The sequence below is a fragment of the Variovorax sp. 350MFTsu5.1 genome, assembly GCF_048302515.1.
In the GTDB taxonomy this organism is placed as follows: Bacteria; Pseudomonadota; Gammaproteobacteria; order Burkholderiales; family Burkholderiaceae_C; genus Variovorax; species Variovorax guangxiensis.
In genome coordinates this window covers 5,034,217-5,060,347 of record NZ_CP157620.1, presented here as the reverse complement: position 1 = coordinate 5,060,347, position 26,131 = coordinate 5,034,217, and the positions used below count along the sequence as shown (strand labels likewise).

Genomic DNA, 26,131 nt, shown 5'->3' with positions numbered 1-26,131 from the left:
AATACCTAGATTGGGGCCGCGACGGGCGTGCGCCGTCGGCGATGGCCGGTGCCTGGCGAGCTACAGCGAGTGTTCCCGCAGGAACCGATCCAGCTGATGGCTGTTCGCCAGCCCCAGCTTCGCGAACACGTGCGCCCGGTGCGTTTCCACCGTGCGCTGCTCCAGCGGGGCGAGTTCCTGCGCGATCTGCTTGTTGGGCTTGCCCTCGGCGACCAGCCGGGCGACCTGCATCTCGCGCGGGGTGAGCTTGTCCCACAGCGCCTGCGCGGCCTGGCGGGCCTGGCGGCGGGTGGCGATCTCGCCGGCCTGTTGCAGGGCGCGGGCGATGGTGTCGAGCAGGCGCTCGTCGTTGCAGGGTTTCTCGAGCCAGCCGAAGGCGCCGTTCTGAACGGCCTCCACGGCCATGGGAATGTCGCCGTGCCCCGAGAGGAAGATGACCACGAGCGGGCTGTCCTGCGTGCGCAGCGTGTCGAACACCTGCAGGCCGCTCATGCCTTCCATGCGCAGGTCCATGATCACGCAGCCGGCGCGCTGCAGGTCGGTGCCTTCGAGGAAGGCTTCGCCCGAGGCGAAGGTTTGCACCGCGTAGCCGCGCGACAGCAGCAGCAGGCCGAGCGAGCGGCGCACGGCCTCGTCGTCGTCCACGATGCACAGGTTGTTGGCGGGAGCGGCGCTGTTGTGGATCATGTCGGTGGCGATATTTCCAGCTCGAGGGTGAAGACTGTGCCACCGCCCGGACGGTCGGCAAAGGTGAGGCGGCCCCTGTGCGCCTCGACGATGGTGCGGCAGATGTTCAGGCCCAGCCCCAGCCCGCCGGTCTTGGTGGTGAAGAAGGGCGAGAACACCTGCTCGGCCACGGCGGCGTCGATGCCCGGGCCGCGGTCGGCCACGTGGATGTGCATGCGTCCTTCCTTGAGCCCCGCCTCGATCTCCACCAGCCGCTGCTCGGGCGGTACGGCCTGCATGGCGTGCAGGCTGTTCGACAGCAGGTTGAGCAGCACCTGCTCGAGCAGCACGCGGTCGCCGCGCACCTCGGGCAGTCCGGGCGGAATGCGAAGCTCGGCGCGCGCCTGGCGCATGCGGATCTCGCCCTGCAGCAGCGCTATGGCGTTGCCGGCCAGCGCTGCCACCGAGCAGTCTTCCGTGCCCACGGTGCGCTGGCGCACGAAGCCGCGGATGCGCCGCACGATCTCGGCGCTGCGCTGCGCCTGCATCACGGCTTCGTCCAGGCTGCTCACCAGCAATTGCTGGTTGCCCTGCTCGGCGAAGGCCTTGGCGGCGCTCGCGAAGTTGCTCAGCGCCATCAGCGGCTGGTTGAGTTCATGCGCCAGCGTGGAGGCCATCTCGCCCAGGCTCGCCAGGCGCTGGGCGTGCTGCAGCTGCTCGTCGTTCTGGCGCTGGCGCAGCTCGGCGCGCTTCTGCTCGGTGATGTCCACCACCGAGCTCATCCAGCCGGCGTGCTTGCCGTCGGCATCGATCAGCGCGGCGGTGTAGACCATGGTGATGACCTCGTGCCCGTCGCGGTGCCGCAGGCGCGACTCGAAACCGGAGCGCACGGGCTGGCCGCTCATCATCGCGTCGTAGTGGCGCCAGTGCTGCGTCACGTCGTTCGGGTGCCAGTAGGGGTAGGGCGGCAGCTTGCCCAGCAGCTCGTCGGCGCCATAGCCGGTCATTTCGCAGAAGGCCGGGTTCACGTAGATGATGCGGCCTTCGAGGTCGCGGGCGCGCATGCCCACCAGCAGAGAGTCTTCCATCGCCTTGCGGAAGGCATGGGCCTCGTCGAGGTCGTGGGTGCGCTCGCGCACGCGCAGCTCCAGCACGCGGCGCGCGTCGCGCTGCTCGGCGAAGCGGCGTTCGCGCAGCTGCCAGTAGAGGCCGGCCAGCAGCAGCACGACGGCGCACAGCAGGCCCAGCATCCAGGCGCGCTCGCGGGCATTTGAGACTTCCGCGTGGTCGGTCATCACTGTCAGTGTCCAGCCGAGGTCGGGCAGGCGCTCGTCCACCGCGAGGTACTCGCGCGGCCGGCCACCGATATCGGTGCGCACCAGGTAGCCGAGCTGGCCTTCCTCGCGTTCCACCTTCCACGGCAGTGCCGTGAAGCTGGTGCGCGTGCCGTACTGCTGGTCGCGACGCATGCCTTCGAGCTCGGTGGCCTGCAGCGGGCGCGATGACCGGTACATCCACGACGGTACCGAGCTCAGGAACACGACGCCGCGAGCGTCGGTCAGCAGGATGGGGTCGCGCACGAAGGTCCAGGTTTCCTGCACCTGGCGCAGGCTGACCTTGACCGTCACCACGCCCCGGATCTCGCCGCCTTCGCCGCGCACCGGCGAGGAGATGAAGAGCCCCGGCTCGCCGGTGGTCTGGCCCACGCCATAGAAAAGGCCGTTGCGCCCCGCGCGGGCGTCGATGAAGTAGGGGCGGTTGGCATACGACTGGCCGACGAAGCTCTGCGGCGTGTTCCAGTTGCTGGCCGCCAGCGTGAGGCCCTGCATGTCGATCAGGTAGAGCACGTCGGAACCTGCCTGCCGGTTCACCCGCTCGATGTAGAGATTGGCGCGCTGCTTGGCGGCAATGTCGTCGGGGCGGGCCAGCGCGGCCAGCACGTCGGGATGCAGGCCCGCGGTGAAGGGCAGGTAGCTGTACTTGCCGGCGGCGTCGCGCAGGCCGAGCACGTGCACTTCCATGGCGCGGCGGATCGAGTCGGCCTGGAAGCTCGCTTCGCGGTTCGCCGCCCATTGGCCCGCGAGGCCGATCAGCAGCAGGGCCAGCGTGCACGCGGCCATCCAGGCGATCGTGCTGCGATGCCGCCGGCGAGGGCGGGCCTGGGCGGTCGCCGACGTCGTATGCGTCGGATCGGGGGCGGGGGTGGACATGGTGGGCGGCATGGGGGCGGGGCCGACCGGCGGCGGGAGGATTTTGCCCTGATCCTCCCGGGCAGGCTCTGCCGCCCGCCTTCCGCCGACCTTCCGCCCACCTTCCGTTCAGGCCGCCACCGGCTGCTCCTGCGTGCCGGCCCGCTGCATGGCCCGCCCGGCCGGGCGCGCGTCGAGCTGCCTTGCGAGCGCCTCCCACCGCACTCGCGCCGACACCACGCTTTCCTCCTTCACATGCCCGAAACCGCGGATCTGCTCGGGCAGCCGTGCGAGCGAGAGGGCAGTATCGAAGTCGATGGCATCGAAGCGCGCGAGCACGTCCTCGACCATTGCACGGTAGTCCTCGATGAGCTGCCGCTCCATGCGCCGCTCGGCGGTGCGGCCGAACAGGTCGAAGGCCGTGCCGCGCAGGCCGCGAAGGCTCGCGAGGACGCGGAAGGCACCCATCACCCAAGGCCCGAAGCTGGTCTTCATCGCGCGGCCCTCGGCATCGCGGCGGCCGAGCACCGGCGGCGCGAGATGGAAGCGCAGCACCGGCTTGCCCTCGAACTGCTCGCCCAGCTTTTCCATGAAGCGCCGGTCGGTGTAGAGGCGCGCGACCTCGTACTCGTCCTTATAGGCCATGAGCTTGAAGAGGCCCGATGCGACAGCCTTCGCCAGCTGGTTGCTGCCGCGCTCGCGCTCTTCGAGCGCACGCACGCGTTCCACCAGCTCCGCGTAGCGCTGCGCGTACGCGGCGTTCTGGTACGACACGAGGAACTCGGTGCGGCTCCTGACCAGCGCCTCCAGGCTCTGCGGCCGCTGCAGCGCGACGACCTTCTGCGGCGAAGCTTCTCGCGTCACCGCCGCGAGGTCGAGTGCAGCCTTGCGGCCCCAGCGGAATGCGGCCTGGTTCGCCTTCACCGCCACGCCGTTGATCTCGATGGCCTTGTCCAGCGCCTCGGCCGACAGCGGCACATGGCCCTTTTGGAAGGCGAAGCCCAGCAGGAACAGGTTGGCCGCGATCGCGTCGCCCATGAGCCGCGTGGCCAGCTGCGTCGCGTCGACGAAGTCGGCGCGGCTCTCCACCGATTCCTCGATGAGCGCGCGCACCTGCGCCGCCGGGAACTGCCAGTCGGGCTGCTGCGCGAAATGCCCGGTCGGCTGCTCGAAGGTGTTGACCAGCGCATAGGTACGCCCCGGCCGCATGCGCGCGATGGCGTCGGGCGCGCCGGCCGTGAGCATGTCGCATCCCAGGATCAAGTCGGCCTCGCCGGTGGGAATGCGTTGCGCCTTCAGCTGGGCCGCGTCGCGCGCGATGCGCACGTGCGAGGTGACCGAGCCGTTCTTCTGCGACATGCCCGTCATGTCGAGCACGCTCACGCCCTTGCCTTCGAGGTGCGCGGCCATGCCGATCAGCGCGCCGATGGTGATGACGCCCGTGCCGCCGATGCCGGTGATCAGGATGTTGTGCATGCCTTCGAGCGCTGGCTGCTTCGGCTCGGGCAGAGGCGCCTCTTCGGCTGCAGCCTTCGCGGCGACCGGCGCCTGCTTGCGCGGCTTCACGCCTTCGACCGTCACGAAGCTGGGGCAGAAGCCCTTGATGCACGACTCGTCGGCGTTGCAAGCGCTCTGGTCCACCGCGCGCTTCAGGCCCAGCTCGGTCTGCTTCGGCAGCAGGGCGGTGCAGTTCGACTGCTCGCCGCAGTCGCCGCAGCCCTCGCAGACCGCGTCGTTGATGAACACCCGGCGCGCGGCCTGCGGGAACTCGCCCTGCTTGCGGCGGCGGCGCTTCTCGGCGGCGCATACCTGGTCGTAGATCAGCACCGAGACGCCCTCGAACTCGCGCAGCTCGCGCTGTACCGCGTCCATGCTGTCGCGGTGGTGCACGGTGAGCATGAAGCCCTCGCGCTCCGGCGGCAGCACGCTGCGGTCGGACCAGCGCGACGGGTCTTCGGCCACGAGCGCAAGGCGCTTCACGCCCTCGGCCGCCATCTGGTGCGCGATGCGCGGCACGGTGATCGGGCCGTCCACCGGCTGGCCGCCTGTCATCGCCACCGCGTCGTTGTAGAGGATCTTGTAGGTGATGTTCACGCCCGCCGCCACGGCCGCGCGGATGGCGAGCGAGCCCGAGTGGTAGTAGGTGCCGTCGCCCAGGTTCGCGAACACGTGCCTGCGCCTGGAGAACCACGCCTGCCCCAGCCACGGCGCGCCTTCGCCGCCCATGTGCGTGGTCGTGCGGTTGTGCTCGGGGTAGATGGCGGTGGCCATCACGTGGCAGCCGATGCCCGCGAGCGCGAGGCTGCCTTCGGGCACCTTGGTCGAGGTGTTGTGCGGGCAGCCCGAGCAGTACCAGGCCGGCCGCGAGGGCGTGGCCACGGCCTTGCCCAGCACCACGTCCTTCGCGTCGAGGATCGCCAGCCGCATGCGGATGCGGTCGCTGGTGTGAAAGCGCGCCACGCGCCCCGCGACGACGCGCGCGATCTGCGCCACCGAGAAATCGGCCGTGGCCGGCAACAGCCACTTGCCGCGCGGATGCGCGCCCCATTCGCCCTGCTCGTCGAACTTGCCGATGACGCGCGGGCGCACGTCCTCGCGCCAGTTGTAGAGATGCTCCTTGAGCTGGTATTCGACGATCTGGCGCTTCTCCTCGACCACAAGAATTTCTTCGAGGCCATCGGCGAACTCGCGGATCGAATCGGGCTCCAGCGGCCACGGCATCGACACCTTGAAGAGCCGGATGCCGATGCGCGCGGCCTCGTCGGCATCGATGCCCAGTTCTTCCAGCGCCTCGAGCACGTCGCGGTACGACTTGCCCGAGGCCACGATGCCCAGGCGTGCCTTGGGCGAATCGATGGTCACGCGGTTGAGCCGGTTGGCGCGCGCATAGGCGATGGCAGCGTAGATCTTGTAGTCCTGCATCAGCGCTTCCTGCTTGCGCGCCTGCACGCCGAGCGTGTCGGTCGACAGGCGCGCATGCACGCCGCCGGGCGGGAAGACGAAGTCCGAAGGCAGCTGGGTGTGCACGTCGAGCACGCCGGCCGGAATGGAGCCTGAAGACTCCACCGTGTCGGCCAGCGCCTTGAAGCCCACCGGCAGCCCCGCGAAGCGCGACATCGCGAAGCCATGCAGGCCGAGTTCGATGTACTCCTCCACGCTCTGCGGGTAGAGCATCGGGATCATCGACGCGGCGAACAGGTGGTCGCTCTGGTTGGGCAGCGTGGACGAAGACGCGCCATGGTCGTCGCCCGCCACCAGCAGCACGCCGCCGTGGGGCGAAGTGCCCGCGTGGCTCATGTGCTTGAACACGTCGCCGCAGCGGTCCACGCCCGGGGCCTTGCCGTACCACATCGCGAAGACGCCATCGACGGCGGACTCGCCCGTCAGGTGCACCTGCTGGGCGCCCCACACGGCGGTGGCGGCGAGTTCCTCGTTCACGCCGGGCAGGAACTTCACCGCGCTGGCTTCGAGCTGGGGCTGCGCCTTCCACAGTGCCTCGTCCAGGCCGCCGAGCGGCGAGCCGCGGTAGCCCGAGACAAAGCCCGCGGTGTTCAGCCCGGCCTTCTGGTCGCGCCATTTCTGCACGAGCATGAGGCGTACCAGTGCCTGGATGCCGCTGAGGTAGATCCGGCCTTCGGTGGCCGTGTATTTGTCGTCCAGCGCAACGCTGGCCAGTTCGTGGGATGCCATGGCTGAAAAAAGACTCCGGGTAGGACTCGTCGGAATGCGGGCATGGCCCCGGTAGAGGGCCGGCTCGCGGAATGCCCCGGCGGGGTAGACGCCGGGGCAGCAACGATTCTTCCGGCTTGTCCGCGGAAAGTGCTTCTTCGTTTTGGCAAAGAGCAGCCAATTCCGGAAGATCTGTCTTTTGCGGGCGCGATCCGCCGAAAGTATTTCGGCCGGAGCCCCGGACCCCGCCGGCCCGACAATGTCGGCCTCGCAGACCCGACCCACACACCATGAGACCCGACCTCGATTCGCTGGCGCTCTTCCTTCGCGCCATTGAGCACGGCAGCCTGTCGAAGGCCGCCGCCGAGAGCCACATGGTGCTGTCGGCCGCCAGCCGCCGCCTTGCCATCCTCGAAGAGCAACTTGGCGTGGTGCTGCTCAACCGCACCTCGAAGGGCGTGACGCCCACCGGCGCCGGCGAGTCGCTCGCCATGCATGCGCGGCAGATATTGCGCGACGTCGACCGCATGCGCGCCGACCTGTCGGACTACGCGCAGGGCGCCACCGGCCGCGTGCGGCTGCATGCCAACGCATCGGCCATGGGCCAGTTCCTGCCCGACGACGTGGCGAGCTTCCGCCAGCGCTACCCCGAGATCCGCGTGAGCGTGGAAGAGCACCGCAGCGTCTACATCGTGCAGGCGATTCGCGACCGGCAGGCCGACGTCGGCGTCATCACCAGCGAGGCCGCAGACCCGGCGCTGCACTTCATTCCGTACCGCACGGACAGGCTCGTGGCCATCGTGCGGCAGAAGCACCCGTGGCGCGGGCGCGAGGTGTCGTTCGAGGAGCTGCTCGACTACGACTTCGTCGGCCTGGAAGACGACTCCGCCATCTCCCGCACCATGGAAGACGCCGCGATGAGCGCGCGCAAGGTGCTGCGCCTGCGCGTGCGCGTGAAGAGCTTCGAGGCAGTGTGCCGGATGATCGAAGCGGGCATGGGCGTGGGCATCCTGCCCGAAGGCGCTGCGGTGGCCTATCGCAAGGAGATGAAGCTGCGCTTCATCAATCTCACCGACGCGTGGGCCTCCCGGCGGATGTACCTGTGCACCCGGCAGGAGGCGCTGAGCTTTCCGCAGCGCAGGCTTGTCGACCATCTGCTGGCGCGCGGGATGTCCTGAGGCTCGGGTCCGGGTTCGTTCAGGGCGAGGCTCACGCCGACGGGGTGCCTTGCTGCGCGAATGTCCCCCGGTCTTCGGCCTTTGTGATGGAGGGCGGTTCGGTTGAATCGCACTCTTCGGCAGCCTGCGATAGATGTGATTGCGCAGACGCCCGACAAGTCAGGGCAACGACGCAACACAACGATAGCTTTCAGCCTTCGTCACGTCGCCCGACACGTACGCCGGGTAGTTCGGGTAGCGGCACATGGGGCGCGTCGCGAGAGTGCTGAAGGGGGCGGAGGGCGAGTTGCGCACCTGCACGAGTGCATCGGCCGGCGCGCTGCCACTCGTCACCCATTTATCCAGCGTCGTGAGCAAATCGTGATTGGTGGGAATTTCGGCGCCTGTCGTGAGGCTTGCCGCCGTACCGCCATGATTCGATGCGGGTGAAACGTAGAGGCGCACGAACTCGTCGACGACCGGCTGCGTGAGCTTGTCGACGACGCTCTGGTAGTACTGGATGCCGGCCATCGGGCTCTGCGCCCAGTCGCCCGAGTTCTCGCGGATGATGAGCTTGCCGCCCCGCGCGCGGAAGGCCGAAAGATCGGGATCGGTCGAGTCCATCAGCGCCGACACCTTCTGGATGCGCGCCTGGAAGTTCGAGGCGTTCCATGTGCGGATGTCGAAGGCGGCGTTCTTCGCGATCACATAGCGAGCGTAGCTGCTGCCGTAGATCACACCGCGAGCGTCTGCCGAAGTCGGCGCCAGATTGGGAACGAGGCCCGTCGTCACCCATCGACCCACGCCTTCCCCGCCGAGTTGGATCTCGCCGCCGTACAGGCGGCCCGGGTAGGTAGTGAGACCGTTGGCGAGCGGGAAAGGCAGGACTGTCGGTCCGTACGACGCCTTGAGTACAGCGAGTTGCGCGTCGGACAGGCAGGTGTCGCCCGTGTCGCCGCCGCCAGGGCAACGCAGGCGCTGCAGATCGATGCGAGACGGACAGGCGAGATAGTTGCTCACCACGCCATCTGCGCTGTTGTCCAGCGCGTCGCATGTGGTGTTCACATAGTTGGCGAGCAGGCGCACCTTGCTGGCGTTGATTGCCCCGCCGGAGAACTGCGGCAACTGGTAGCTGATGAACCCGTTGAAGAGTCCCGTCCAGCTGATCACGGGCACGACGGAAACGATGCCATCGAAATCTTGCGGGTAGCGCTGCGCCATGGTGAGGCCCTCGCGCCCGCCCTCGGAGCCGCCGTAGAAGTACTGTTTGGACGGCGTGCGCAGGTAGTACTGCTGCATCAACACGTGCGCGACGTCCTTGACCTTCTTGTATGACTGATGCGCGAAGTTCAGGAACATCTCGTCGTTCAACGCAAACCTGGCTGGATCGGTAGCGTTGTAAGTCGTTCCGTCGTGGCCAGAGTCGGTGCCGAAGGTCGCAAAACCCTGGGTGATCGGCTGCGCTTGACCCGGTGCCGCGTCGCGAAGCGGGGCGACGCCATCGATGACCGTGCCGTTGAAACCGCCACCTCCCACCATGACGGCCTTTTCGTTCCATGTGGTCGGCAGGTTGAGCTGGAAGCGTATCGGATCTGCACCCGCCGTAAGGGGAGCGATCGAGCCCTGCACCCTGCAATATTCGGCGAAAGCTGGCGCGGTAGTGACGGCGGGTACGAGCATGGCCGAAGACACAGTTGCCTTGCCGCTCGTCAGCGCGATCTGCCCCGGCGACACCGTTTTGCCGGCCATGCCGGCGCAAGCCTGAGCGAGCGAGGTCTTGTCCGGTACGGCCAGGTTGACGGCCTTGCCGCTCCAGCGGCCTGCGCCGCACGCAGCAAGCAGCGCAGAGCAGGCAACAAGGCCAGCTACGCCGAGCCAGCGGTTTGGATGATTTTCTCTCGTCATATGTGTCTCGGGTCGGGTTTCATGGGGCCTCAGGCGGCATCGAAGACGCGCCCTGCGTTGAGTATGTTCGCCGGGTCAAAAAGCAGCTTGAGGCTGCGCATCGCGTCGAGCTCCTCGCCGGTACGGCTGTGGGGCAGGAACTCCTTCTTGACCACGCCGATGCCGTGTTCCGCCGAGATGCAGCCGCCCGCCCGTTCCGTGGCGAGATACACCATCTTCTCGATTTCGTGCAGGCTGCCGTTGGCACTGTGCGGACCGGACAGCACGTGCAGGTTGCCATCGCCGATGTGACCGAAGAAGAGATGCTTCTGGTCCGGAAAGAGCTGCCTGAGATCCCGTCCGACCTGCTCGACGAACTCCTGCATGCGAGACATCGGAATGCCCACGTCGAAGGCGGCAAAGGGTTTCAATGCACCGAGGAGTTCACCGACGGCTTCACGGTACGTCCAGAGGCGCCTTGAATCCTCCACGGACTGGGCCACGATCACGTCGGCGACCAGGCCTGAATCGAGTGCCTGCCCCAAGGCACGCTCAAGCGCCTCCCGATCGGCAAGGTCGTCGGCCCCGAGCGTCTCGATCAGCACGTACACCGGATGGTCTTCCTCGAACGGACGCCGCAGCGAAGTGATCTGCGTCGCGGCAGCCAGATAGTCGCTCCACATCACCTCGAACGCCGACAGCGCCGGCAAGGCCCGCTGCAGGTCTCTCACGAGCTGCGTTGCTGCCTCGAATGACGGCAGCGCGCAAAGGGCGGTGCTCGACGATGTCGGCTTGGGCGACAGCTTCAGGTCCAACCGGGTGATGACCCCCAGCGTGCCTTCAGACCCGATGAAAAGATGCTTCAGGTCGATGCCAGTCGTGTTCTTCGTCACCCGGTTGAGCATCGACAGAAGCCGGCCGTCGGGCAGCGCGACCTCCAGGCCGAGGACCCGTTCACGCATCGTGCCGAAGCGGATGACGCGGTTGCCGCCCGCGTTCGTGGCTGCGTTGCCACCGACGTGGCAGGAGCCACGGGCACCGAGGTCCAGCGGAAAAGTCCAGTCCCGCTTTTCGACCCACTGCTGGAGTTCTTCGAGCACCACGCCGGCCTGCACCCGCACGGTCCCCGCGACCTCGTCGAGTTCCTCCATGGCGTTGAGCCTGGCCAGCGAGAGCGCTATCTCGCCGCTGCATGGCGTCGCGCCTCCGGCCAGGCCGGTGAGGCCACCCTGCACCACCACCTGCTGGCCCAGGCGCGAGCAGACAGCGAGCGCACTGGCCACTTCCTGCGGCGTCCGTGGACAGATGACGAGCGATGGGCGCACGCGCTTGGCCTCGCTCCAATCGCCTGAATGCGCCTCCAGGCGACCCGGGTCCTGCAGGACCCGGGATTCGCCCAGAACCCCGACCAGCGCCTCGCGGACTTCTTCAATTGACAGTGCTGTGTTTTGCCTGGACATGAAAACTGCTTCTCGACTTTCGATGGGAGACATTGGCTGCGAATGCGCCGAGGCGACCTTTCTCGAAGGTCCGTCGAAGGTCCTGGTCCAGGGACGTGCGGATGTGTGCGCGGGCCAGCCCGGATCACCTTCTTTTGCGAACCGCGCCCAGGCTTCGTGCATCTCGCGCGCCAGCTCACCGGGCGCCGCGGCTCCCGCAAACTCGCGGCCCATGGGGGTATGCAGGTTTGCGAAGACGAATGGCAATTCGACACCGTGCGCGGCGCCCAACCGGCCGCCGCATTGCGGCGAGCGCCAGGAAAAGAGATACCGGTACGCCGGTCCGAGGTGCGCGTCGGCCAGCTCGGCGATCCGCCGGGCAGGGGTGCTGTAGAAGTACTCGGACTGCAACGCGCACAGCGCGGCGCCGGGGCTTTCCTGGCCGGCGGGCATCGGCAGGCCGGCTTCGCGAACGAAGTCCTCGAGGTCCGTGGCGGTCAGGCGGGAGAGCGCGTCCGTCGGCACGTAGTACAGGCGCATCTCTTGCGCATTGCTGCCCACCAGGATCTGCAAGCGCCTCGGTGCGGCCGTCCATTCATCCGCCATCGCCTGCAGGGGCTCTGCCCGCAGGATCCGCCCGTCGACGACAGGGCGCAACGGGAAGAGGTTGCGGGCGCTCATGCCGTGCGCTTTTCGCAGGCGCGGGTCGCTCGCCAGTGCATGCACCGCTTGCAGAAGAACGGTGATGGGCGCCGCGGCCATGGCCAATCGCGTCGGCTCGATGCCGGCCACCGACGCGATCGCCCGGAAAGCCACGGTGGCTTCGTCCACGCTCTGACAAGCGATGCTCGGGCTCTGAAGGATTGCGCGGTGAAAGAGGCCGCGCGAAGCGGGCATGCCCATCAGGCAAGCCAGGGCACCGGCCCCCGCGGATTGGCCGAACACGGTGACCCTTTCGGGGTCGCCGCCCCAAGCGGAGATGAAGGCCTGGACCCACTGCAGCGCCGCGAGCTGGTCGAGCAACCCGCGGTTGTCCGGCGCCGAAGGAAGGTGTGCGAAGCCGTCCACGCCAAGCCGGTACTGGATGGAGACGAACACCACGCCCTGCCTTGCGAACGAGGCGCCGTCGTACAAAGGGTCGCTCGTGCCGCCGCGGAAGAACCCACCGCCATGGACCCAGACCATCACCGGCAGATGGGCGCCGGGCGGCGCATCCGGCGCCCAGATGTTCAGCCGCAACGCGTCTTCGCCGCCGCGCGGGTCGTCCTGCGCCTGCGGGTCGCGCGGCCATTGGAAGGCGACCGGGCCGAACGAGGAGGCATCGCGCACGCCTGTCCATCCGGGCACGGGCACCGGGGCCTCGAATCGCAGCGCGCCGAAGGGCGGCTGCGCATAGCGCACGCCTTTGAAGACACGCACGCCGTCGAGCCATGCACCCCTGAGCCCGCCGCCATGGGCCAGGCGCACCTCGGGTGCGTGCTTCGCGTTCATTCGGTGGCCAGGCCCAGCCTGTCGATCAATGGGCGCCACACCGCGGCATCGCGAGCTGCCCAGCTGCGCACATCCGCGGGCGCGGAAGCAATGAGCGTGACGTTCATTGCCTCCATGCGTGCCTTGTACTGTTCGTTGGTGCGGCATTGCTCCGTTGCTACGTTGAGCTTGGCCGCGATCGGCTGTGGCAGCCCCGCCTTGCCCACCACCGCAATCCAGGAAGGCCTCGCAAGATCTGCCGCGGCCGGAACCAATTCGGCAATCGTGGGCACGTCAGGCAGCAGCTTCGATCGCTGGCTGTCGAAGACCGCCAGTGCCACGAGCTTGCCGGCCTTCACTTGCTGCGCCGCCGTGCCGATCACGAGCGTCATGGCCTGGATCTGCTTGCCGATCAGCCCGGTGAGCCCCGCGCCCTCGCCGACGAAGGGCACGTGCGTGCCTGGCACGCCAACCTTGTCCAGCAGCGCCGTGGTCAGCAAGTGTGCCGGGCTTCCCTTGCCGGGAGACCCGAAGTTGATGCCGCCGGGCGTGGTCTTCGCCAGCTTCTCCAGGTCAGCCAGCCGCGCGATGCCTTCGCCCGCGGGCACCGTGAGCACGAGCGGCGAGGTGCCCAGGATCGCGATGCCTTCGAAGTCGGTCGCCGGATCGTAGGGGCGCTGCTTGTAGGTGTAGGGCGTGATGCTCATCTGGGACATGCCGATGCTCATCAGCGTGTAGCCGTCGGGCGACTGCCCCTTGAGGTTGTTGATGGCCAGCAAGCCATTGGCACCTGGCTTGTTCTGCACGATCACCGGGTGCGCGAGTTCGCGTGCGATGCAGTCGGCCCAGACGCGCGTCATCGAGTCCGATGCGCTGCCCGGCGGTTGTTGCGCGATCAGTTGAATTGGCTTGGCTGGGTACACCACAGCGTCTGCCCAACTGGCTGCGGCGCATGAAGAGATGAGGATCGCGAGCAGCAGCCTGGGCGTGTGGATAGGGTTCATCTTGTCTCCTGGAAAATAGGTGTTCGCCCGGGCCTAGCTGCGTGCCGACGGGGCGCGCGAAGGCTTCCTGGGCTTGCGAGGCGCCGCGGCCGCTTCGCAGTGCGCGACGATCAGATCCGCAAGGCACGCGAGTTGCGCTTGCGATCGCTCCGAGCGCACTTCCTCGGCGGTAGAGGGAAAGAGCTGCAGGAGGCCCAGGCCCCGCAGCGCGGAGAAGACAAGCCCTACGACTGCGTGCCGATCGGCGGCGTTCTCGAGTTCCGGGAAGGCGCCGAAGAATCCCGCTTCCATTTGTTCGCCGAGTTCGATCCGAAGACTGGCAATTTGTGCGAGGACTTCGGGTTGATTGCGCGTGCCGAGGTAGATGTTCCAGGCTGCGACGAAGCGAGGCTGCGCGTAGATCAACTGCCAGGCCGCGTTGACGAAAGCCGACGCGCGTTCGTGCAGCGGCAAGGTTTCCGCAGGCCAGAGTTCGCCCGCATCCACACCCGACTGGATGAGCTCGCCGAGCACCTGCATCATCAGCACCGCCTTCGATTCGAAGTGATGCTGGACCGCACCGGAAGTCATGCCGGCGGTCCTGGCCAGTTCGTGGATCGACATGTCCTCCAGGCTTCGGGTCTGGATCACATCGATGGCCGTGGCGATCAGGTGTTTTCTTGTGGCGGCGCTGCGTTCGGCATGCGTGCGACGGGGTGCGGAAGGTCTGTGCATGTATTTACATTACGGATTTTCAGTAAAATGTATTTGCATCCGGCGTGCCCCTGGATAGGGGTAACCCGATGGCACCGTCCGCTTCCGCAAGGAGCCTCTTCGATTTCCCGTTCCTCTTCGAGGATTCAAGGTATGAAGCGCTTTCTCGAACTGCTTGTCGCCTTTGCAGCGTTGTCGCTGTTTGCGGCCCTGTCGACGGCCGGCCCGGCCACCTCGGGCGGCGTGAAGGAAATCGCCCTGGTCCACGGCGCGACCATGCGCCCTCAGGCGTTTCAGCCGCGCTTGGCGGCTTCGAGCAATCTGGAAAAACGCTGATTGGCGTGCGTCATCGTCTGAGTGAGCTCCTGGCTCAACAAGTCGATCAGCGCGCGAACCGCCGGCACCAGACCGCGCCGCGACGGAAACACGGCATGCAGTTGGTGCGGCGCGAGCCTGTGATCGGGCAGCAGGATTTCCAGGTCGCCCTTCTCGATCGACTCCGCGCACAGGTTGAAGGGAAGTCTCGCGATGCCCACGCCGGCCAGTACGGTCTGCCAGATCAGATGGACATCGTCGGTCGCAAGCACAGGTAGGTACTCGATCGACTCATCGGCGCCTTGCGGATCGGTCACTCGCCACGCCGGACGTTCGCCCATGCTTACCCCGAGCCCTATGCCTACCTGGCCTTGCAACGAGGCCACGGTTTCAAACGGACCGTGCGCTGCGATGAAGCGTGGGCTGGCGACCAGCACCTGCTCGCTCAACCCGAAGCTGCGCACGATCAATTGGGAATCGTCGACGACTGTTCGCACGCGCACGGCCACATCGAATCCCTCGGCCACGACATCGACCCTTCGGTTGGTCAGCTCCAGATCGAGGCGAACGTCGGGGTACCGGTCAAGGAACTTGGGGATCACAGGGGCGAGAAAGAGATGCGCGATCCCCACTGGGCAGCTAACGCGCAACCGCCCGGCCGGCCGGGCGTTCGCATGCTCGGCCACTTCCATGGCGGCACGGGCGGCATGGGTCATGGCCTCGCAGTGCTGAAGGAACGCAGCGCCGACCTCGGTCACATGCATCGCACGCGTGGAGCGCTGCAGAAGCCGAACGCCGAGCCGCTTCTCGAGATCGGCGATGCGTCGGCTGATGCGCGACTTCGGCATGCTCATTGCACGCCCGGCGGCCGAGAAGCTGCCGTGCGACACGACCGCCACGAAGAGGGCGAAATCATTCAGGTCCACGGGCGAGTTCCCGCGCATGGCGAGGTCTGGGGACTGTGCGGGTGCGGGCTGCTGCATTGATTGTCCTGCGGGCCAGAACGAAGAGTTGCGATTGTGCCGTCTGGTGCCGCGAGGAGGCCGCGCCTATCTTCATGGCTCCTCTCGACACTCCCACATCATGCAAGTCCTTCATCTCGATTCCAGCATCCTCGGCGATGCCTCCGGTTCACGCGCCCTCAGTGCTTCCATCGTGTCGGCGATCCGCACGCACAACCCGGACGCCAACGTCGTCTACCGCGACCTCGTGCTGGACGCCATTCCTCATCTCGACGGCCCCATCGCTTCCGGATTCCGCGACCTGTCCATCGCTTCGGACGACCCCCACGTGGCGCGTGAACATGCCCGGTCCGACGCGCTGGTTCACGAACTCCAGGGCAGCGACGTCATTGTCGTCGGCGCGCCCATGTACAACTTCTCCGTCGCGACCCAGTTGAAGGCCTGGATCGATCGCGTCATGCAACCCGGCAAGACCTTCAAGTACACGCCCGCCGGTCCCGTCGGCCTGGCCGGCGGCAAGCGCGTGATCGTCGCTTCCACGCGCGGCGGCGTCTACACCGCGGGGCCCATGGCCGCGCTCGACTTCCAGGAGACCTATCTCAAGGCGGCCTTCGGATTCATCGGCATCACCGACGTGCATTACCTGCGGGCCGAGAGCATGTCCAGGGGCCCGGATATCCGGGCGCGTGCCATGGAAGACGCACGGGCCGGCGTGCTGCGGGTGGTCGACGCGGCTCTGCGCGACTGAAGGCGCATCGCCCCAAACACACGTTTCATTCAACATCCGAGGAAAACCATGCTTTACGTCGTAACGCTGAACTACGCGCGCCTCATCGAGGAAGTCAACGGGCATCTGGACGCCCACAAACAATGGCTGGGCAGGTTCACCAAGTCGGGACACATCCTCGCCGCAGGACCACTCGCGGACGGCACGGGTGGGGTGATGCTGGTCCATTGCGCCGACTCCAATGAACTCGAAGCCATGATGGAGCAGGACGCCTTCGTGATCGAGCGCGTGGTCACCGTCTCGGTGCAAAGTTTCGAGCCGGCGCTGCGCGCGGAGGCCTTTGCGGCGCAATGGGCGCCATTGGCAAAAGCCATTGCCGCCGGCTGATATCCGCACAGGCGACTTCACAAGAGACGCGCAGAGGCGCTCGACCTCGGTGCATGTTCCGGCGGGACCTCGCGCCATCTCCTCCTGGGAAACATGCCGCGAGGCTTGCGATATTCATGCTCGACACAAGCAGGACAGGACACAGGCGGGATTCGGCTTGGCGCTGGCGGCCAGCCCGGCGCCCCATCACCCAGGGTTGCCTGGGGGTGTCTCGGGGGTTACACACAAGAACCATAAAAACGGCCGCGGTTCGCTTGCCGGCCCCCACAACAAGAGAGACCCCAAATGACGCATCGAGGACGAGGATCGAGGCCCGCGTGGCCATTCAGGACACTGGCGCTGACTACTCTTGCCATCGCGCTGACCGCCTGCGGCGGCGGTGGTGGCGGCGCTTCCTTTCCACTGATTCCCCCATCGTCCGGCGGCTCGCCCTCCGGCAACACGCCGCCTCCGGCGACGCAGCCACCAGCCACGCAGCCTGACAACGCCACACCCGAGGTGCCGCCGCCCACATGCGCGGCAGCCGTTCCGGCCGGCGCACCGCTGACGGCCATCTCGTCCGTGCAAGGCACGGGCCACATCAGCCCCATGGCGAACCAGGCCGTGACCGTGCGCGGCGTGGTGGTGGGCGATTTCCAGAACACCGGCTCCGCCTCGGTGAAGCTGAACGGATTCTTCGTACAGCAACTCGTGCCCGATGCCGATCCGCTGACCTCCGAAGGCGTCTTCGTCTACGCGCCGAGCGGCAGCACCCGCGTGGCCGTCGGCGACTTCGTGCAGGTCACCGGCGAGGTGACCGAGTTCGGCCAGACAGCCGGTGCCGGCGCGAAGCCTGACAGCATCACCGAGATCGTCGGAACTGGCGCCACTGCGCTGGCCATCAGCGTCTGCGGCAGCGGCGTGGTCGTCAAGCCCACGCAGATCACGCTGCCGGTGGCCGACGAATCCACGCTGGAGCGCTACGAGGGCATGCTGGTCGAGATCGCGCAGCCCCTGGCGGTGACAGAGCTCTTCGAGCTGGGCCGCTACGGCCAGATGGTGCTGTCGCTGAACGGGCGCCAGTTCAACCCGACCAACGGCAACGCGACGGCGACGCATGCGCAGAACCTGCTCTCGCGCATCATGCTGGACGACGGCTCGTCGGTGTCCAACCCGAACCCCATTCCGTACCTGAGCGCGGCCGGCACCGAGGGCACCCGCCGCATGGGCGACACCACGCAGAAGATCACCGGCATCCTGAGCCACAACTTCGGCGCCTACCGCATCCAGCCGACGGTGGCGCCGGTGTTCGCGCAGGCCAACCCGCGCCAGCCCACGGCGCCGGTGGTCGGCGGTTCGCTGAAGGTGGCCAGCCTCAACGTGCTCAACTACTTCACCACCTTCCAGGACGGCACGAACTCTGCAGGCCAGACCGGCCAGGTCTGCCTGCTCGGCACAGGCGTAGCGACGGACTGCCGCGGCGCGAACAACCTGAACGAGTTCAAGCGGCAGCAGGCCAAGATCGTGGCGGCCATCGCGGGGCTCGACGCCGACGTGATCGGCCTGATGGAGATCCAGAACACCGACGTCGCGACGAACGACCTGCTGGCCGCCCTCAACGCCAAGGTCGGCGCGAACACCTATGCGGCGGTCAACAGCGGTGTGTTCGGCACCGACGCCATCAAGGTCGACATCCTCTACAAGCCCGCGAAGGTGCAGCGCGTCGGCAACGCCGTGCTGCCGACCGGCGCCGACCTGGCCGACTACACCGCCGCCAGCGGCCGCCCGCCGCTGGCCCAGCGCTTCAGCGTGGTCGGCAACAACGGCGGCTTCTGGTTCGTGGTCAATCACCTGAAGAGCAAGGGCAGCTGCCCGACCACGGGCGACGTCGACCAGGGCCAGGGCTGCTGGAACCTCGCGCGCGTCAAACAGGCGCAGGCACTGAACAGCTTTGTCGGCAAGCTCAAGGCCATGGGCACGACCGGCGAGACCGATGTGCTGATGATGGGCGACTTCAACAGCTACCTGCTCGAAGACCCGACCAAGCAACTCGAGGCCGCGGGCAACGAGAGCCTGCTCAAGCGCATGCCCGCGGCCGACCGCTACACCTACGTGTTCGGCGGCGAGACCGGCGCGCTCGACCATGCCTACGTATCGGCCTCGCTGGCGACGCAGGTCAACGGCGTGAACGTGTGGCACATCAACTCCGACGAACCGACCGCGCTCGACTACAACACCGACTTCACCACCGACGACCGCTACGCGCCCACGCCGTTCCGCGCGTCGGACCATGACCCGGTGCTGGTGGGCTTGAACCTCGCGGCCGATGCCGCCGTGGTCGAGCCCATCGTCAGCGCGTCGATTCCGGCTTCGGCGAAGACCGGCGAGACCTACAGCATGGATATCACCGAAGCCACGCCTGGTGGTGCGACCACCCTGACGTCGCTGACGGTGGACTGGGGTGACGGCACCGCCGCCACCACGGCAGCGGGCACCGGCGCCGTCACGCACACCTACGCGGCCCCCGGCACCTTCAGCGTGGTGGTCACGCTCACCAACTCCGCCGGCCGGACCGCGACGAAGACGGGCAATGTGAATGTCACCACCACGGTCGTGGTGCTGCCGCCCGGCCCGCCCGATCTGTTCTTCAGCGAGTACGTGGAAGGTTCGTCGAACAACAAGGCGATCGAGCTCTACAACCCGACCGCTTCGGCGATCGACCTGAGCCTCTATGCCGTCAAGCTGTACTCGAACGGCGCGACCGCGGCTACGAGCACGCAGGCGCTGAGCGGCTCCCTGCCGCCTGGCGGCACGGTCGTGCTGGCGAACTCCGGTGCCACCGCCGCCTTCAAGCCTGCCGGCACGTTCGACAGCGGCGTCGCCAACTTCAACGGCGACGATGCCCTGACGCTGGAGAAATCGGGCACGGTCATCGACCGCATCGGCCAGGTCGGGTTCGACCCCGGAACCGAGTGGAAGAGCGCCAACGGCGCCAGCACGCTGAACCAGACGTTGCGCCGCAAGCCCACCATCAAATCGGGCGATCCCAACCCGGGCATTGCTTTCGATACGGCGACGCAATGGGACAGTTTTCCCATCGACACCTCCGCGGGCCTGGGCTCGCACACGGTGAACTGAACGCTGCGGGGCGCCCGTACAAGGGCGCGCCGCATGCAGCAAAGAGATCGGGAAGGGGCGTTCAGCGCAACGCCTCGATCCGGCCGAAAACGATTCAAGCAAGCTCGAACCAATCGATGCGCTGCTTGTTCAGGGCGACGCTCACGCCGACGGGGCTGACTCGGTGAGAGGCCCGCGGGGTCTGCGCACAGCGTATTGCGGAAGCTGCATTTGTTGGCAGTCTCTGCGACTTCGTGCTGTGCGGAACGGCCGCTTGCCGTGTTCTTCTCTAGAGTGAATGCCCCTGTCACTCGATACCCCGCCAAGGGGAGAAGAAAGGCGCAACACACCAAGCTACCGCCAGATGTTCGAAGGCTGCTTGCCTCGCGGCAGGTCGTCGGTGCGAAAGCAACGATGCAGATGCGAGGTATCAAAAGGCGACGGCCAGGGTGTTACCAGCACCCCAGCCGTCTAACCAAGTTCGTGCACCAACCTTGGAAGGAACCGCACAAAAAATGGCTACCAAGACTATAGCCCGGCCTCGCACGCCGGTAGCTTCCGCAGAAACCGCCCAAGACCCGGCGGATCTTCTTGAAAACACCCTCACTCAGCTTGAAGCTCTCCTGTGGGTCTGCCACGGTGAAGAGATCGACTGGTGCAGCGGTGATGGGCCTCGACGACTGGACAACCTGCTTTGGCTTGCGGCTGAAATGGCTCGCAAGGCTGGGGAGCTGTTTCAGATGAGCGAGAAGGCGCGGCGTGGGGCGCCTGAGGCTGGCGGGTAGGAACTGGTCTGCGGGCTGCAGGTTCGCCGCCTTGCATCGCCAGTGCGCTGGCGATGCAAGGCAATCACCGGAGATCAAGTAGTCTCCACAACCTTGGACTCGCCAACTCGACATTGGCACGTCCGAAGGGGGCAGGCCGAACTCAGTCCTTCTTGAACGCGCGAGTCGCCTCGGCCGTATCAAGAGCCTCCCGCAACAGCTTGATTCGACCGTCCTCTGCGATCAGAACTCCCGCGTAGACCTGCCGGTAGATCTTGCCGGTGTCCGGAACCAGTGCCTCGACCCTGTACTCGGCAAACACTCGATCGGGCGTCTGGATCCAGAACGTAGGCTCTTGAAAAGCGAAGTCTGGAACTTTCTTCAGCAACCCCGTCAGCAAATTGGCAACAGCGGCCGGCCCCTGGGCTCGTGCATTGACGGTTGGAAGTTCCAGGATGCCATCTTCCGCAAAGAGTGCACCGGCTGCCGTGGGATTCGAGACGCTGTCCAGATAGGCGTTGAGCAGATCGGTCGCGGTGGTCAGTTTGGTCATTTGCAATTTCCTCTGGATGCGTGGGCAGCTCAGACTTGGGCCATGCCGCCGTCGACGAAGAGCTCGATGCCGTTGACGAAGCTGGCGGCGTCGGACGCGAGGAAGGCCACGGCCTTGCCGATCTCGCCGGGCTCGCCCAGCCGGCCCAGAGGTACCTGCGATGCCAGGTGGTCGAAGAGCCCCTGGCGCGCCTCCTCGGGCACGAGGTCGCCCAGGCCGGGCGTGCGGATCGGGCCGGGGCTCACGGCGTTCACGCGGATGCCGCGGTCCTTGAGGTCCAGGGCCCAGGAGCGCGCGAAGTTGTGCACCGCCGCCTTGCTCGCGCTGTAGACGCTGAAACTGGCCGTGCCCTGGATGGAGGTGGTGGAGGAGGTGAGGATCACCGAGGCCCCGTTGCTCAGCAGGGGCAGCGCCTTCTGCACCGTGAACAGCACGCCGCGCACGTTGGTGCCGAAGATGCGGTCGAAGTGCTCTTCGGTGATGGCGCCCAGCGCCATCATGTCGCCGCCGCCAGCGTTGGCGAACAGGATGTCCAGACGGCCGGCCGTCTTCGCGATGTGAGCGTAGACGGCATCGAGGTCCGACAGCACCGATGCGTCGGCGCGCAGCGCCGTGGCGGAAGAGCCGATCTGAGCGACCGCCGCGTCCAGCTCCTGCTGGCGACGGCCTGTGATGAAGACGCGCGCGCCCTGCGCCGCGAGTTCCTTCGCGGCACCGAGGCCGATGCCGCTGCTGCCGCCGGTGACCAGGGCGATCTTGCCTTCGAGTTGCTTGTTCATGGTGTGCTCCGTTTCGTGAATGGATGAGGATGGATCGGTGCCTCGCGGCGGTCCGCTGCACTTCTGCAGCGACGCCTTGTTGGAGGCATGGAGCAAATGTAGGCCTCGCTCATTGAACGAAAAAGAGAGATGAATGAAATGACTATCCACACATATGGATAATCAAGGGCTTGTTCTGCAGCAAGGAATGCCCATGGACCAACTGCTGGCGATGCGCGCCTTCGCCCGCGTGGTGGAAGCCGGCGGGTTCACCCGCGCGGCCGATTCGCTCGACATGCCCATCGCCACGGTGAGCAAGCTGGTGCGAGAGCTGGAAGCCCATCTCGGGGTGTCGCTCCTGCAGCGCACGACCCGGCGCGTGACGGTGACGCCGGAAGGCCAGGATTACCACGCCAAGTGCACGCGCATCCTGCGCGATCTTGAAGACATCGATGCCTCGTTCAATCTCGCACGCGGCAGGCCGCGCGGACATCTGCGCATCGACGTCGGCGGCTCCACCGCGCGTGACGTGCTCATTCCGCTGCTGCCGGACTTCATGGCGCGCTACCCGGACATCCGCATCGACCTGGGCGTGTCCGACCGCCCGGTGGACCTGATCGGCGACAACGTCGACTGCGTGATACGCGGCGGTCCGCTGGACAGTTCATCGCTCGTGGCCCGGCACCTGGGCAACGCGGCGCTCATCACCTGCGCCACGCGAAACTATCTCAAGCAGTTCGGCACGCCGGCATATCCCGACGAGCTGAAAAACGGCCACCGGCTGGTGAGCTACGTGTCCAGCCAGACGGGCCGGGCCATGCCGTTTCGATTCGAGCGCGACGGCGAGAAGATCGAGATCAAGGTCGAGCATCGCATGGGCGTCAACGAAAGCAACGCACATCTGGCCGCGTGCGTCGCAGGCCTGGGGATCGTGCAGACATTCACCTATGCGGCCGACTCGTCGCTGCGCGACGGATCGCTGGTGGAGATCCTGAAGCCCTGGCGACCGGCGCCATATCCTTTCCACGTCGTCTACCCGCAGACCCGGCATGTCACCCATCGACTGCGGGTCTTCATCGACTGGGTGGTCGAGGTCTTCCCTGGGCGACTCAATGAAGGCAAGTCTCCCGCGAAGACGGCATCTTCCTACGCGAGGCCGCGTGCACGGCATGCAGGGCGAACTGGCTAGTCGCTGGGGCGCTGCTCTTTCCATCGCCAGCCAAGTCATGGGGTCGCCCCCGCACGGATCATCCTGAGGACTGCCATTTCGTGCGCTTGGCGGCTTCCGCTTGCCCCCCCAGGCCTTCATCAATAACCTGGTTGCAGCCTTTCTCTGAACGCTTTATGACGGAATTTGGAGAGAAGTCGGCGGTGGGCGCAAGAAATCATCTGCATCCCATAGTGTTAGGCGCGAGAGCTAGCGCTGCCGCCTGCATGGCGCTGAGTGTGGGCGGACATCGCCCTACAACCAGACAAACGACTGCTATCCGATGTAGCGGTCATTTACGGTGGCTGGAACTGATTGCTGCAAGGGGCCCGGGGCGTCAGCCTCGCCTCGGCTACAGTCGGCAGAATCCGGCCAAGAGCGGACGTTGAGCTGCATCCTCCAACCTTCCCGCAAACATGAACCCACGCATGCTTAGAACTCTCGCGTTTATCGCGGCCGCACTTTTTGTGGTCTCGTCAGTTTCAAGCGCTCAAACTCCGAATGCCGATGTGTCATTTTATGTTCGCGTCGCTGATGTGGAGGCGGCTAGTTTTTTGACCTCAGTGGCGGTACGCCGTGAAAGCAATCTTGTAGTTGGTCCTGCGCTGCACGGCATACGATTGAACATCGACCGTAGCTACTCGTCGACGAACGAGCTTTTTGAAGACATTGCAAAGCGAGTCGACGGCGTGGTCGTGCAGCGCGGTGAAGTCACCGTGGTTAAAGGCAAATGCATTGCAGGCGGCGGTGGAAGCATCGAAAAGGATCGAGGAGCTCAGAAGGTTTCGCTGAACTTCCAGCACATCGAAGTACCCACTCTCCTTGCTGTGTTGCGCGACTTTCTTTCTAATAACTTCAAGGGGGACTCGAAAGTAGCCCGCGCCCCAACAGCCAATCTTGGAGTCGCCGTCAGAGATGTACCCATCGCATCGCTTTTGGATGCCATTGCAATGGCCAGCGGTTCTGACCTGATCCGAGGTTCGAGTGGCGATATTGCAGTGAATGCGCGTCAACCAGCGGGAGACTGTTTGCCGCGGGCTTCACAGTTCGCAGCACGATCCAACGTACAGTCATTTGCCCCTCGTTTAGAGAACACTCAACCGGCTGGCGCTCCCTTGCGGCGAGTTGAGAAACTTGAGGGATACGCTCTGCAGTCCCTCGTGGCGAGGGGGTTCATGGACAGCCCGAGCGGCCGCACAGGCTTTGTGGAATCACCTGATGATCTCTTATTCACCGTGCTGAAGGGAAACTACGTAGGGCGCCAGTTTGGGCGAATCGATCGCATTTCGGACGAAGGAATTGCACTGCGTGAGATCGTTCAAGACGATCACGGGGTGTGGCGGGAAAGCGAGAACTCGCTGGCATTCGTGCCGGTGAAGAGCACGGCCGAGCGGTGATCGTCGGAAGCATCCAACGCCCGCTCTATGGAAGTCTCAATGTCTCAATTGGGCCCATACCGGCTATACGTGTTGCTCCGTAGCGGTCATTCTTGGGGGCGGCTGTTCTGCTGGCGCTCTCATCAGCGACCTGCATCGATGATGTGGCCGCCATCAGGGGAGAGGCTGTACCCGGTCAAGAATTTCGCATCCGTGCTCGCAAGAAACAAGACGACGGGTGCGATGTCCTGCTCGGGTGAGCCATACCGACCAAGCGCATTTGACGGTGGAGGCGCATTGGCCGCCGCAGCGCCCCACGTATCGGCAACGGGCATGACGTTGTTGACCGTAATGTTGTCCTTGCCCCATTCGTGTGCTGCGGTCCGAGTCAGCGCGCGTACACCCTCCTTGGCCATGTTGTACGGGCCGTAGGGCGTGAGCCCGGTCACACCGGCCAAGGACGCGAAGTTGATAACTCGCCCCTCACCGCACGCCTTCAAATACGGATAGCAGGCTTGCATCGTCCGGAGGTAGGCGATCGGACTCATGTCGAAGTTGCGCTGCAACTGCTCGGCAGAGAGTTCGAGGATCGAAGCTTGAACTACCGATGGGTCGAACGCGACGTTTACCAGGATGTCGACGCCACCGTAGGCTGCTACCACCTTCTCCACTGCCATCGAGATCTGCTCAGTCTTGCTCACATCGCAGCGCACGCCTAGGGCGGTGCCGCCCGCGATCTCGATGTCGCCCACGACAGCATCGATGTTGGCCTGAGTGAGTGAGACAACAGCTACCTTTGCGCCTTCTGCTGCGAAGAGCTTGGCCGTGGCGCGGCCGATCCCGCGGCCCGCCCCGAAGACTATTGCCACTTTCCCATTGAGTCGTGTCATGTCTGTTTCCTTTTAGATGAGGGGTGCCTGGAAGACCGTGGCGAGCGGTGCGTAGGGCGATGGAAGTTGGCGAACGGCGTTTTGCGTCACGAATGAGGCGATTAGAAGGACGAGGCCTACGGCCGCCGGGACCGCGGCTGTGGGCTTACGGACACCAAGGTGAGCCATGCCAGCCAGGATCAGGTGATAGAAGATGCCGGCGTAGGCCAGATCACTGAGCGCCACGTTGAAGCGCCACAAAATCGCAAGAGGTCCGAGCACCTTGACCACGACCATGAGGGGCACCAGGTAGGGCGCTGAATAGCCAAGATCTGCCTGCGCGTTGCGAACGAAGTCGCCCTTGGCGATGTACATGGTGGCGGACGCGAAATAAAGCAGAGCGAGTAGCGCGGTGCTGAGCCAATAGATGTATGTAGCGGCCATGATTTCCTGATCAGTTCCTTGAGTTCGAAATGCAGCAAGGATGTCGACTAAGATAAAAACTGACAAGTAGGATGAAAAAATGGCGCTTAGTATGGTTAAGCAGACTAATGAAGACTCAGGTCTCAACATGCACGAGGAAATGCGTCGCGCCTTTGCCCTGCTATCGGGCAAATGGAAGCTGGAAATCATGTGGCTGCTCAATCAGCGCGTGTACCGCTTCGGAGAACTGCGCAAGGCCATTCCTGGCATCACCCAGCACATGCTGACGGCTCAGCTTCGCGAACTGGAGGCAGATGGCCTGGTGTCGCGCACGGTGTTCGCGGAAGTCCCACCGCGGGTCGAATACGAAATCACCGAGAAGGCGCGAGGACTCGGACCGACGATGGCGGCACTCACCGCGTGGTGGACCGAATACGGGCGAAGCGTGCCCGTCAAGAATGCTACGCGTGGCCGCGCTGCTAAGGCGACAAAGTCGAAGTCAGGGTGATGCTATGCCCGCGCC

21 protein-coding genes are annotated in these 26,131 nt (G+C 65.6%); 9 read left to right on the top strand and 12 right to left on the bottom strand.

Annotated elements, in window-relative coordinates; all coding sequences use genetic code 11:
* Positions 1-60: 60 nt before the first annotated feature.
* From ABL843_RS22940 to ABL843_RS22930, 3 genes are all read right to left on the bottom strand, one after another.
* A complete protein-coding gene (locus ABL843_RS22940; RefSeq protein WP_418117449.1) occupies positions 61-687 on the bottom strand; it encodes a response regulator transcription factor in 627 nt (208 codons plus the stop codon).
* Positions 684-2,876, bottom strand: a complete 2,193-nt coding sequence (locus ABL843_RS22935) for an ATP-binding protein (protein ID WP_418117448.1) — start codon at positions 2,874-2,876, stop codon at positions 684-686. Before ABL843_RS22935 ends, ABL843_RS22940 begins: the two co-directional genes overlap by 4 nt.
* A gap of 108 nt (positions 2,877-2,984) precedes the next feature.
* The gene (locus ABL843_RS22930; protein ID WP_418117446.1) at positions 2,985-6,545 is read right to left on the bottom strand and encodes an indolepyruvate ferredoxin oxidoreductase family protein; all 3,561 of its coding nucleotides are present in this window, start codon (positions 6,543-6,545) and stop codon (positions 2,985-2,987) included.
* 269 nt (positions 6,546-6,814) lie between these two features.
* Between ABL843_RS22930 and ABL843_RS22925 the strand changes: the two genes are divergently transcribed.
* Entirely contained in the window at positions 6,815-7,702 is an 888-nt protein-coding gene (locus tag ABL843_RS22925; protein WP_126023502.1) for a LysR family transcriptional regulator, read from the top strand.
* A gap of 159 nt (positions 7,703-7,861) precedes the next feature.
* On the opposite strand, the gene ABL843_RS22920 is transcribed toward ABL843_RS22925, so the two are convergent.
* The 4 genes from ABL843_RS22920 to ABL843_RS22905 are packed head-to-tail and all read right to left on the bottom strand — an operon-like array spanning position 7,862 to position 14,081.
* Positions 7,862-9,586 carry a tannase/feruloyl esterase family alpha/beta hydrolase gene (locus ABL843_RS22920; protein WP_418117445.1) on the bottom strand — a complete coding sequence of 575 codons (1,725 nt, stop codon included), beginning with the start codon at positions 9,584-9,586 and terminating at the stop codon, positions 7,862-7,864.
* Between the two features lie 29 nt (positions 9,587-9,615).
* On the bottom strand, positions 9,616-12,495 hold the full coding sequence (locus ABL843_RS22915) for a carboxylesterase family protein (protein WP_418117444.1): 2,880 nt from the start codon (positions 12,493-12,495) through the stop codon (positions 9,616-9,618).
* Positions 12,492-13,478, bottom strand: a complete 987-nt coding sequence (locus ABL843_RS22910) for a Bug family tripartite tricarboxylate transporter substrate binding protein (RefSeq protein ID WP_126023504.1) — start codon at positions 13,476-13,478, stop codon at positions 12,492-12,494. Before ABL843_RS22910 ends, ABL843_RS22915 begins: the two co-directional genes overlap by 4 nt.
* Before the next feature lie 33 nt (positions 13,479-13,511).
* The gene (locus ABL843_RS22905; protein ID WP_418117443.1) at positions 13,512-14,081 is read right to left on the bottom strand and encodes a TetR/AcrR family transcriptional regulator; all 570 of its coding nucleotides are present in this window, start codon (positions 14,079-14,081) and stop codon (positions 13,512-13,514) included.
* 243 nt (positions 14,082-14,324) lie between these two features.
* Between ABL843_RS22905 and ABL843_RS22900 the strand changes: the two genes are divergently transcribed.
* On the top strand, positions 14,325-14,507 hold the full coding sequence (locus ABL843_RS22900) for a hypothetical protein (protein ID WP_418117442.1): 183 nt from the start codon (positions 14,325-14,327) through the stop codon (positions 14,505-14,507).
* Here ABL843_RS22900 and ABL843_RS22895 read toward each other — a convergent pair.
* Entirely contained in the window at positions 14,465-15,469 is a 1,005-nt protein-coding gene (locus ABL843_RS22895; protein ID WP_418117441.1) for a LysR substrate-binding domain-containing protein, read from the bottom strand. The genes ABL843_RS22900 and ABL843_RS22895 overlap by 43 nt on opposite strands.
* 100 nt (positions 15,470-15,569) lie before the next feature.
* Between ABL843_RS22895 and ABL843_RS22890 the strand changes: the two genes are divergently transcribed.
* The 4 genes from ABL843_RS22890 (at position 15,570) to ABL843_RS22875 (ending at position 20,443) form a co-directional block, all read left to right on the top strand.
* A complete protein-coding gene (locus ABL843_RS22890; RefSeq protein WP_418117440.1) occupies positions 15,570-16,196 on the top strand; it encodes an FMN-dependent NADH-azoreductase in 627 nt (208 codons plus the stop codon).
* Between the two features lie 48 nt (positions 16,197-16,244).
* Positions 16,245-16,562, top strand: a complete 318-nt coding sequence (locus ABL843_RS22885; RefSeq protein WP_418117439.1) for a YciI family protein — start codon at positions 16,245-16,247, stop codon at positions 16,560-16,562.
* A 285-nt stretch (positions 16,563-16,847) separates the two neighbouring features.
* Positions 16,848-19,679 carry an ExeM/NucH family extracellular endonuclease gene (locus ABL843_RS22880; RefSeq protein WP_418117438.1) on the top strand — a complete coding sequence of 944 codons (2,832 nt, stop codon included), beginning with the start codon at positions 16,848-16,850 and terminating at the stop codon, positions 19,677-19,679.
* Between the two features lie 494 nt (positions 19,680-20,173).
* Positions 20,174-20,443, top strand: a complete 270-nt coding sequence (locus tag ABL843_RS22875) for a hypothetical protein (protein WP_418117437.1) — start codon at positions 20,174-20,176, stop codon at positions 20,441-20,443.
* A gap of 142 nt (positions 20,444-20,585) precedes the next feature.
* Here ABL843_RS22875 and ABL843_RS22870 read toward each other — a convergent pair whose 3' ends face one another.
* Both ABL843_RS22870 and ABL843_RS22865 read right to left on the bottom strand, forming a co-directional pair.
* A complete protein-coding gene (locus ABL843_RS22870) occupies positions 20,586-20,975 on the bottom strand; it encodes a nuclear transport factor 2 family protein (RefSeq protein WP_260319672.1) in 390 nt (129 codons plus the stop codon).
* A 29-nt stretch (positions 20,976-21,004) separates the two neighbouring features.
* Complete coding sequence (locus tag ABL843_RS22865; RefSeq protein WP_418117436.1) at positions 21,005-21,754, bottom strand: glucose 1-dehydrogenase; 750 nt, start codon at positions 21,752-21,754, stop codon at positions 21,005-21,007.
* A gap of 193 nt (positions 21,755-21,947) precedes the next feature.
* Between ABL843_RS22865 and ABL843_RS22860 the strand changes: the two genes are divergently transcribed.
* Entirely contained in the window at positions 21,948-22,922 is a 975-nt protein-coding gene (locus ABL843_RS22860) for a LysR family transcriptional regulator (RefSeq protein ID WP_418117435.1), read from the top strand.
* A gap of 434 nt (positions 22,923-23,356) precedes the next feature.
* Positions 23,357-24,337: a pilus assembly protein PilP gene (locus ABL843_RS22855; protein WP_418117433.1), complete on the top strand. Its 981-nt coding sequence runs from the start codon at positions 23,357-23,359 to the stop codon at positions 24,335-24,337.
* Between the two features lie 122 nt (positions 24,338-24,459).
* Here ABL843_RS22855 and ABL843_RS22850 read toward each other — a convergent pair whose 3' ends face one another.
* Together ABL843_RS22850 and ABL843_RS22845 are read right to left on the bottom strand one after the other, a co-directional pair.
* A complete protein-coding gene (locus ABL843_RS22850; RefSeq protein WP_418117432.1) occupies positions 24,460-25,206 on the bottom strand; it encodes an SDR family NAD(P)-dependent oxidoreductase in 747 nt (248 codons plus the stop codon).
* Positions 25,207-25,218: 12 nt separating this feature from the next.
* Entirely contained in the window at positions 25,219-25,629 is a 411-nt protein-coding gene (locus ABL843_RS22845) for a DoxX family protein (RefSeq protein WP_418117431.1), read from the bottom strand.
* Between the two features lie 91 nt (positions 25,630-25,720).
* On the opposite strand from ABL843_RS22845, the gene ABL843_RS22840 reads away from it, so the two are divergent.
* Positions 25,721-26,116 (top strand): winged helix-turn-helix transcriptional regulator, encoded by a 396-nt coding sequence (locus ABL843_RS22840; protein ID WP_418117430.1) that lies wholly within the window; start codon positions 25,721-25,723, stop codon positions 26,114-26,116.
* The last annotated feature ends 15 nt before the right edge of the window (positions 26,117-26,131 follow it).

Coding starts and splice junctions, on each gene's coding strand:
- ABL843_RS22940 (WP_418117449.1), bottom strand. CDS start 687: ATGATCCACAACAGCGCCGCTCCCGCCAACAACCTGTGCATCGTGGAC.
- ABL843_RS22935 (WP_418117448.1), bottom strand. CDS start 2,876: ATGTCCACCCCCGCCCCCGATCCGACGCATACGACGTCGGCGACCGCC.
- ABL843_RS22930 (WP_418117446.1), bottom strand. CDS start 6,545: ATGGCATCCCACGAACTGGCCAGCGTTGCGCTGGACGACAAATACACG.
- ABL843_RS22925 (WP_126023502.1), top strand. CDS start 6,815: ATGAGACCCGACCTCGATTCGCTGGCGCTCTTCCTTCGCGCCATTGAG.
- ABL843_RS22920 (WP_418117445.1), bottom strand. CDS start 9,586: ATGACGAGAGAAAATCATCCAAACCGCTGGCTCGGCGTAGCTGGCCTT.
- ABL843_RS22915 (WP_418117444.1), bottom strand. CDS start 12,495: ATGAACGCGAAGCACGCACCCGAGGTGCGCCTGGCCCATGGCGGCGGG.
- ABL843_RS22910 (WP_126023504.1), bottom strand. CDS start 13,478: ATGAACCCTATCCACACGCCCAGGCTGCTGCTCGCGATCCTCATCTCT.
- ABL843_RS22905 (WP_418117443.1), bottom strand. CDS start 14,081: ATGTCGATCCACGAACTGGCCAGGACCGCCGGCATGACTTCCGGTGCG.
- ABL843_RS22900 (WP_418117442.1), top strand. CDS start 14,325: ATGAAGCGCTTTCTCGAACTGCTTGTCGCCTTTGCAGCGTTGTCGCTG.
- ABL843_RS22895 (WP_418117441.1), bottom strand. CDS start 15,469: ATGCAGCAGCCCGCACCCGCACAGTCCCCAGACCTCGCCATGCGCGGG.
- ABL843_RS22890 (WP_418117440.1), top strand. CDS start 15,570: ATGCAAGTCCTTCATCTCGATTCCAGCATCCTCGGCGATGCCTCCGGT.
- ABL843_RS22885 (WP_418117439.1), top strand. CDS start 16,245: ATGCTTTACGTCGTAACGCTGAACTACGCGCGCCTCATCGAGGAAGTC.
- ABL843_RS22880 (WP_418117438.1), top strand. CDS start 16,848: ATGACGCATCGAGGACGAGGATCGAGGCCCGCGTGGCCATTCAGGACA.
- ABL843_RS22875 (WP_418117437.1), top strand. CDS start 20,174: ATGGCTACCAAGACTATAGCCCGGCCTCGCACGCCGGTAGCTTCCGCA.
- ABL843_RS22870 (WP_260319672.1), bottom strand. CDS start 20,975: ATGACCAAACTGACCACCGCGACCGATCTGCTCAACGCCTATCTGGAC.
- ABL843_RS22865 (WP_418117436.1), bottom strand. CDS start 21,754: ATGAACAAGCAACTCGAAGGCAAGATCGCCCTGGTCACCGGCGGCAGC.
- ABL843_RS22860 (WP_418117435.1), top strand. CDS start 21,948: ATGGACCAACTGCTGGCGATGCGCGCCTTCGCCCGCGTGGTGGAAGCC.
- ABL843_RS22855 (WP_418117433.1), top strand. CDS start 23,357: ATGAACCCACGCATGCTTAGAACTCTCGCGTTTATCGCGGCCGCACTT.
- ABL843_RS22850 (WP_418117432.1), bottom strand. CDS start 25,206: ATGACACGACTCAATGGGAAAGTGGCAATAGTCTTCGGGGCGGGCCGC.
- ABL843_RS22845 (WP_418117431.1), bottom strand. CDS start 25,629: ATGGCCGCTACATACATCTATTGGCTCAGCACCGCGCTACTCGCTCTG.
- ABL843_RS22840 (WP_418117430.1), top strand. CDS start 25,721: ATGGTTAAGCAGACTAATGAAGACTCAGGTCTCAACATGCACGAGGAA.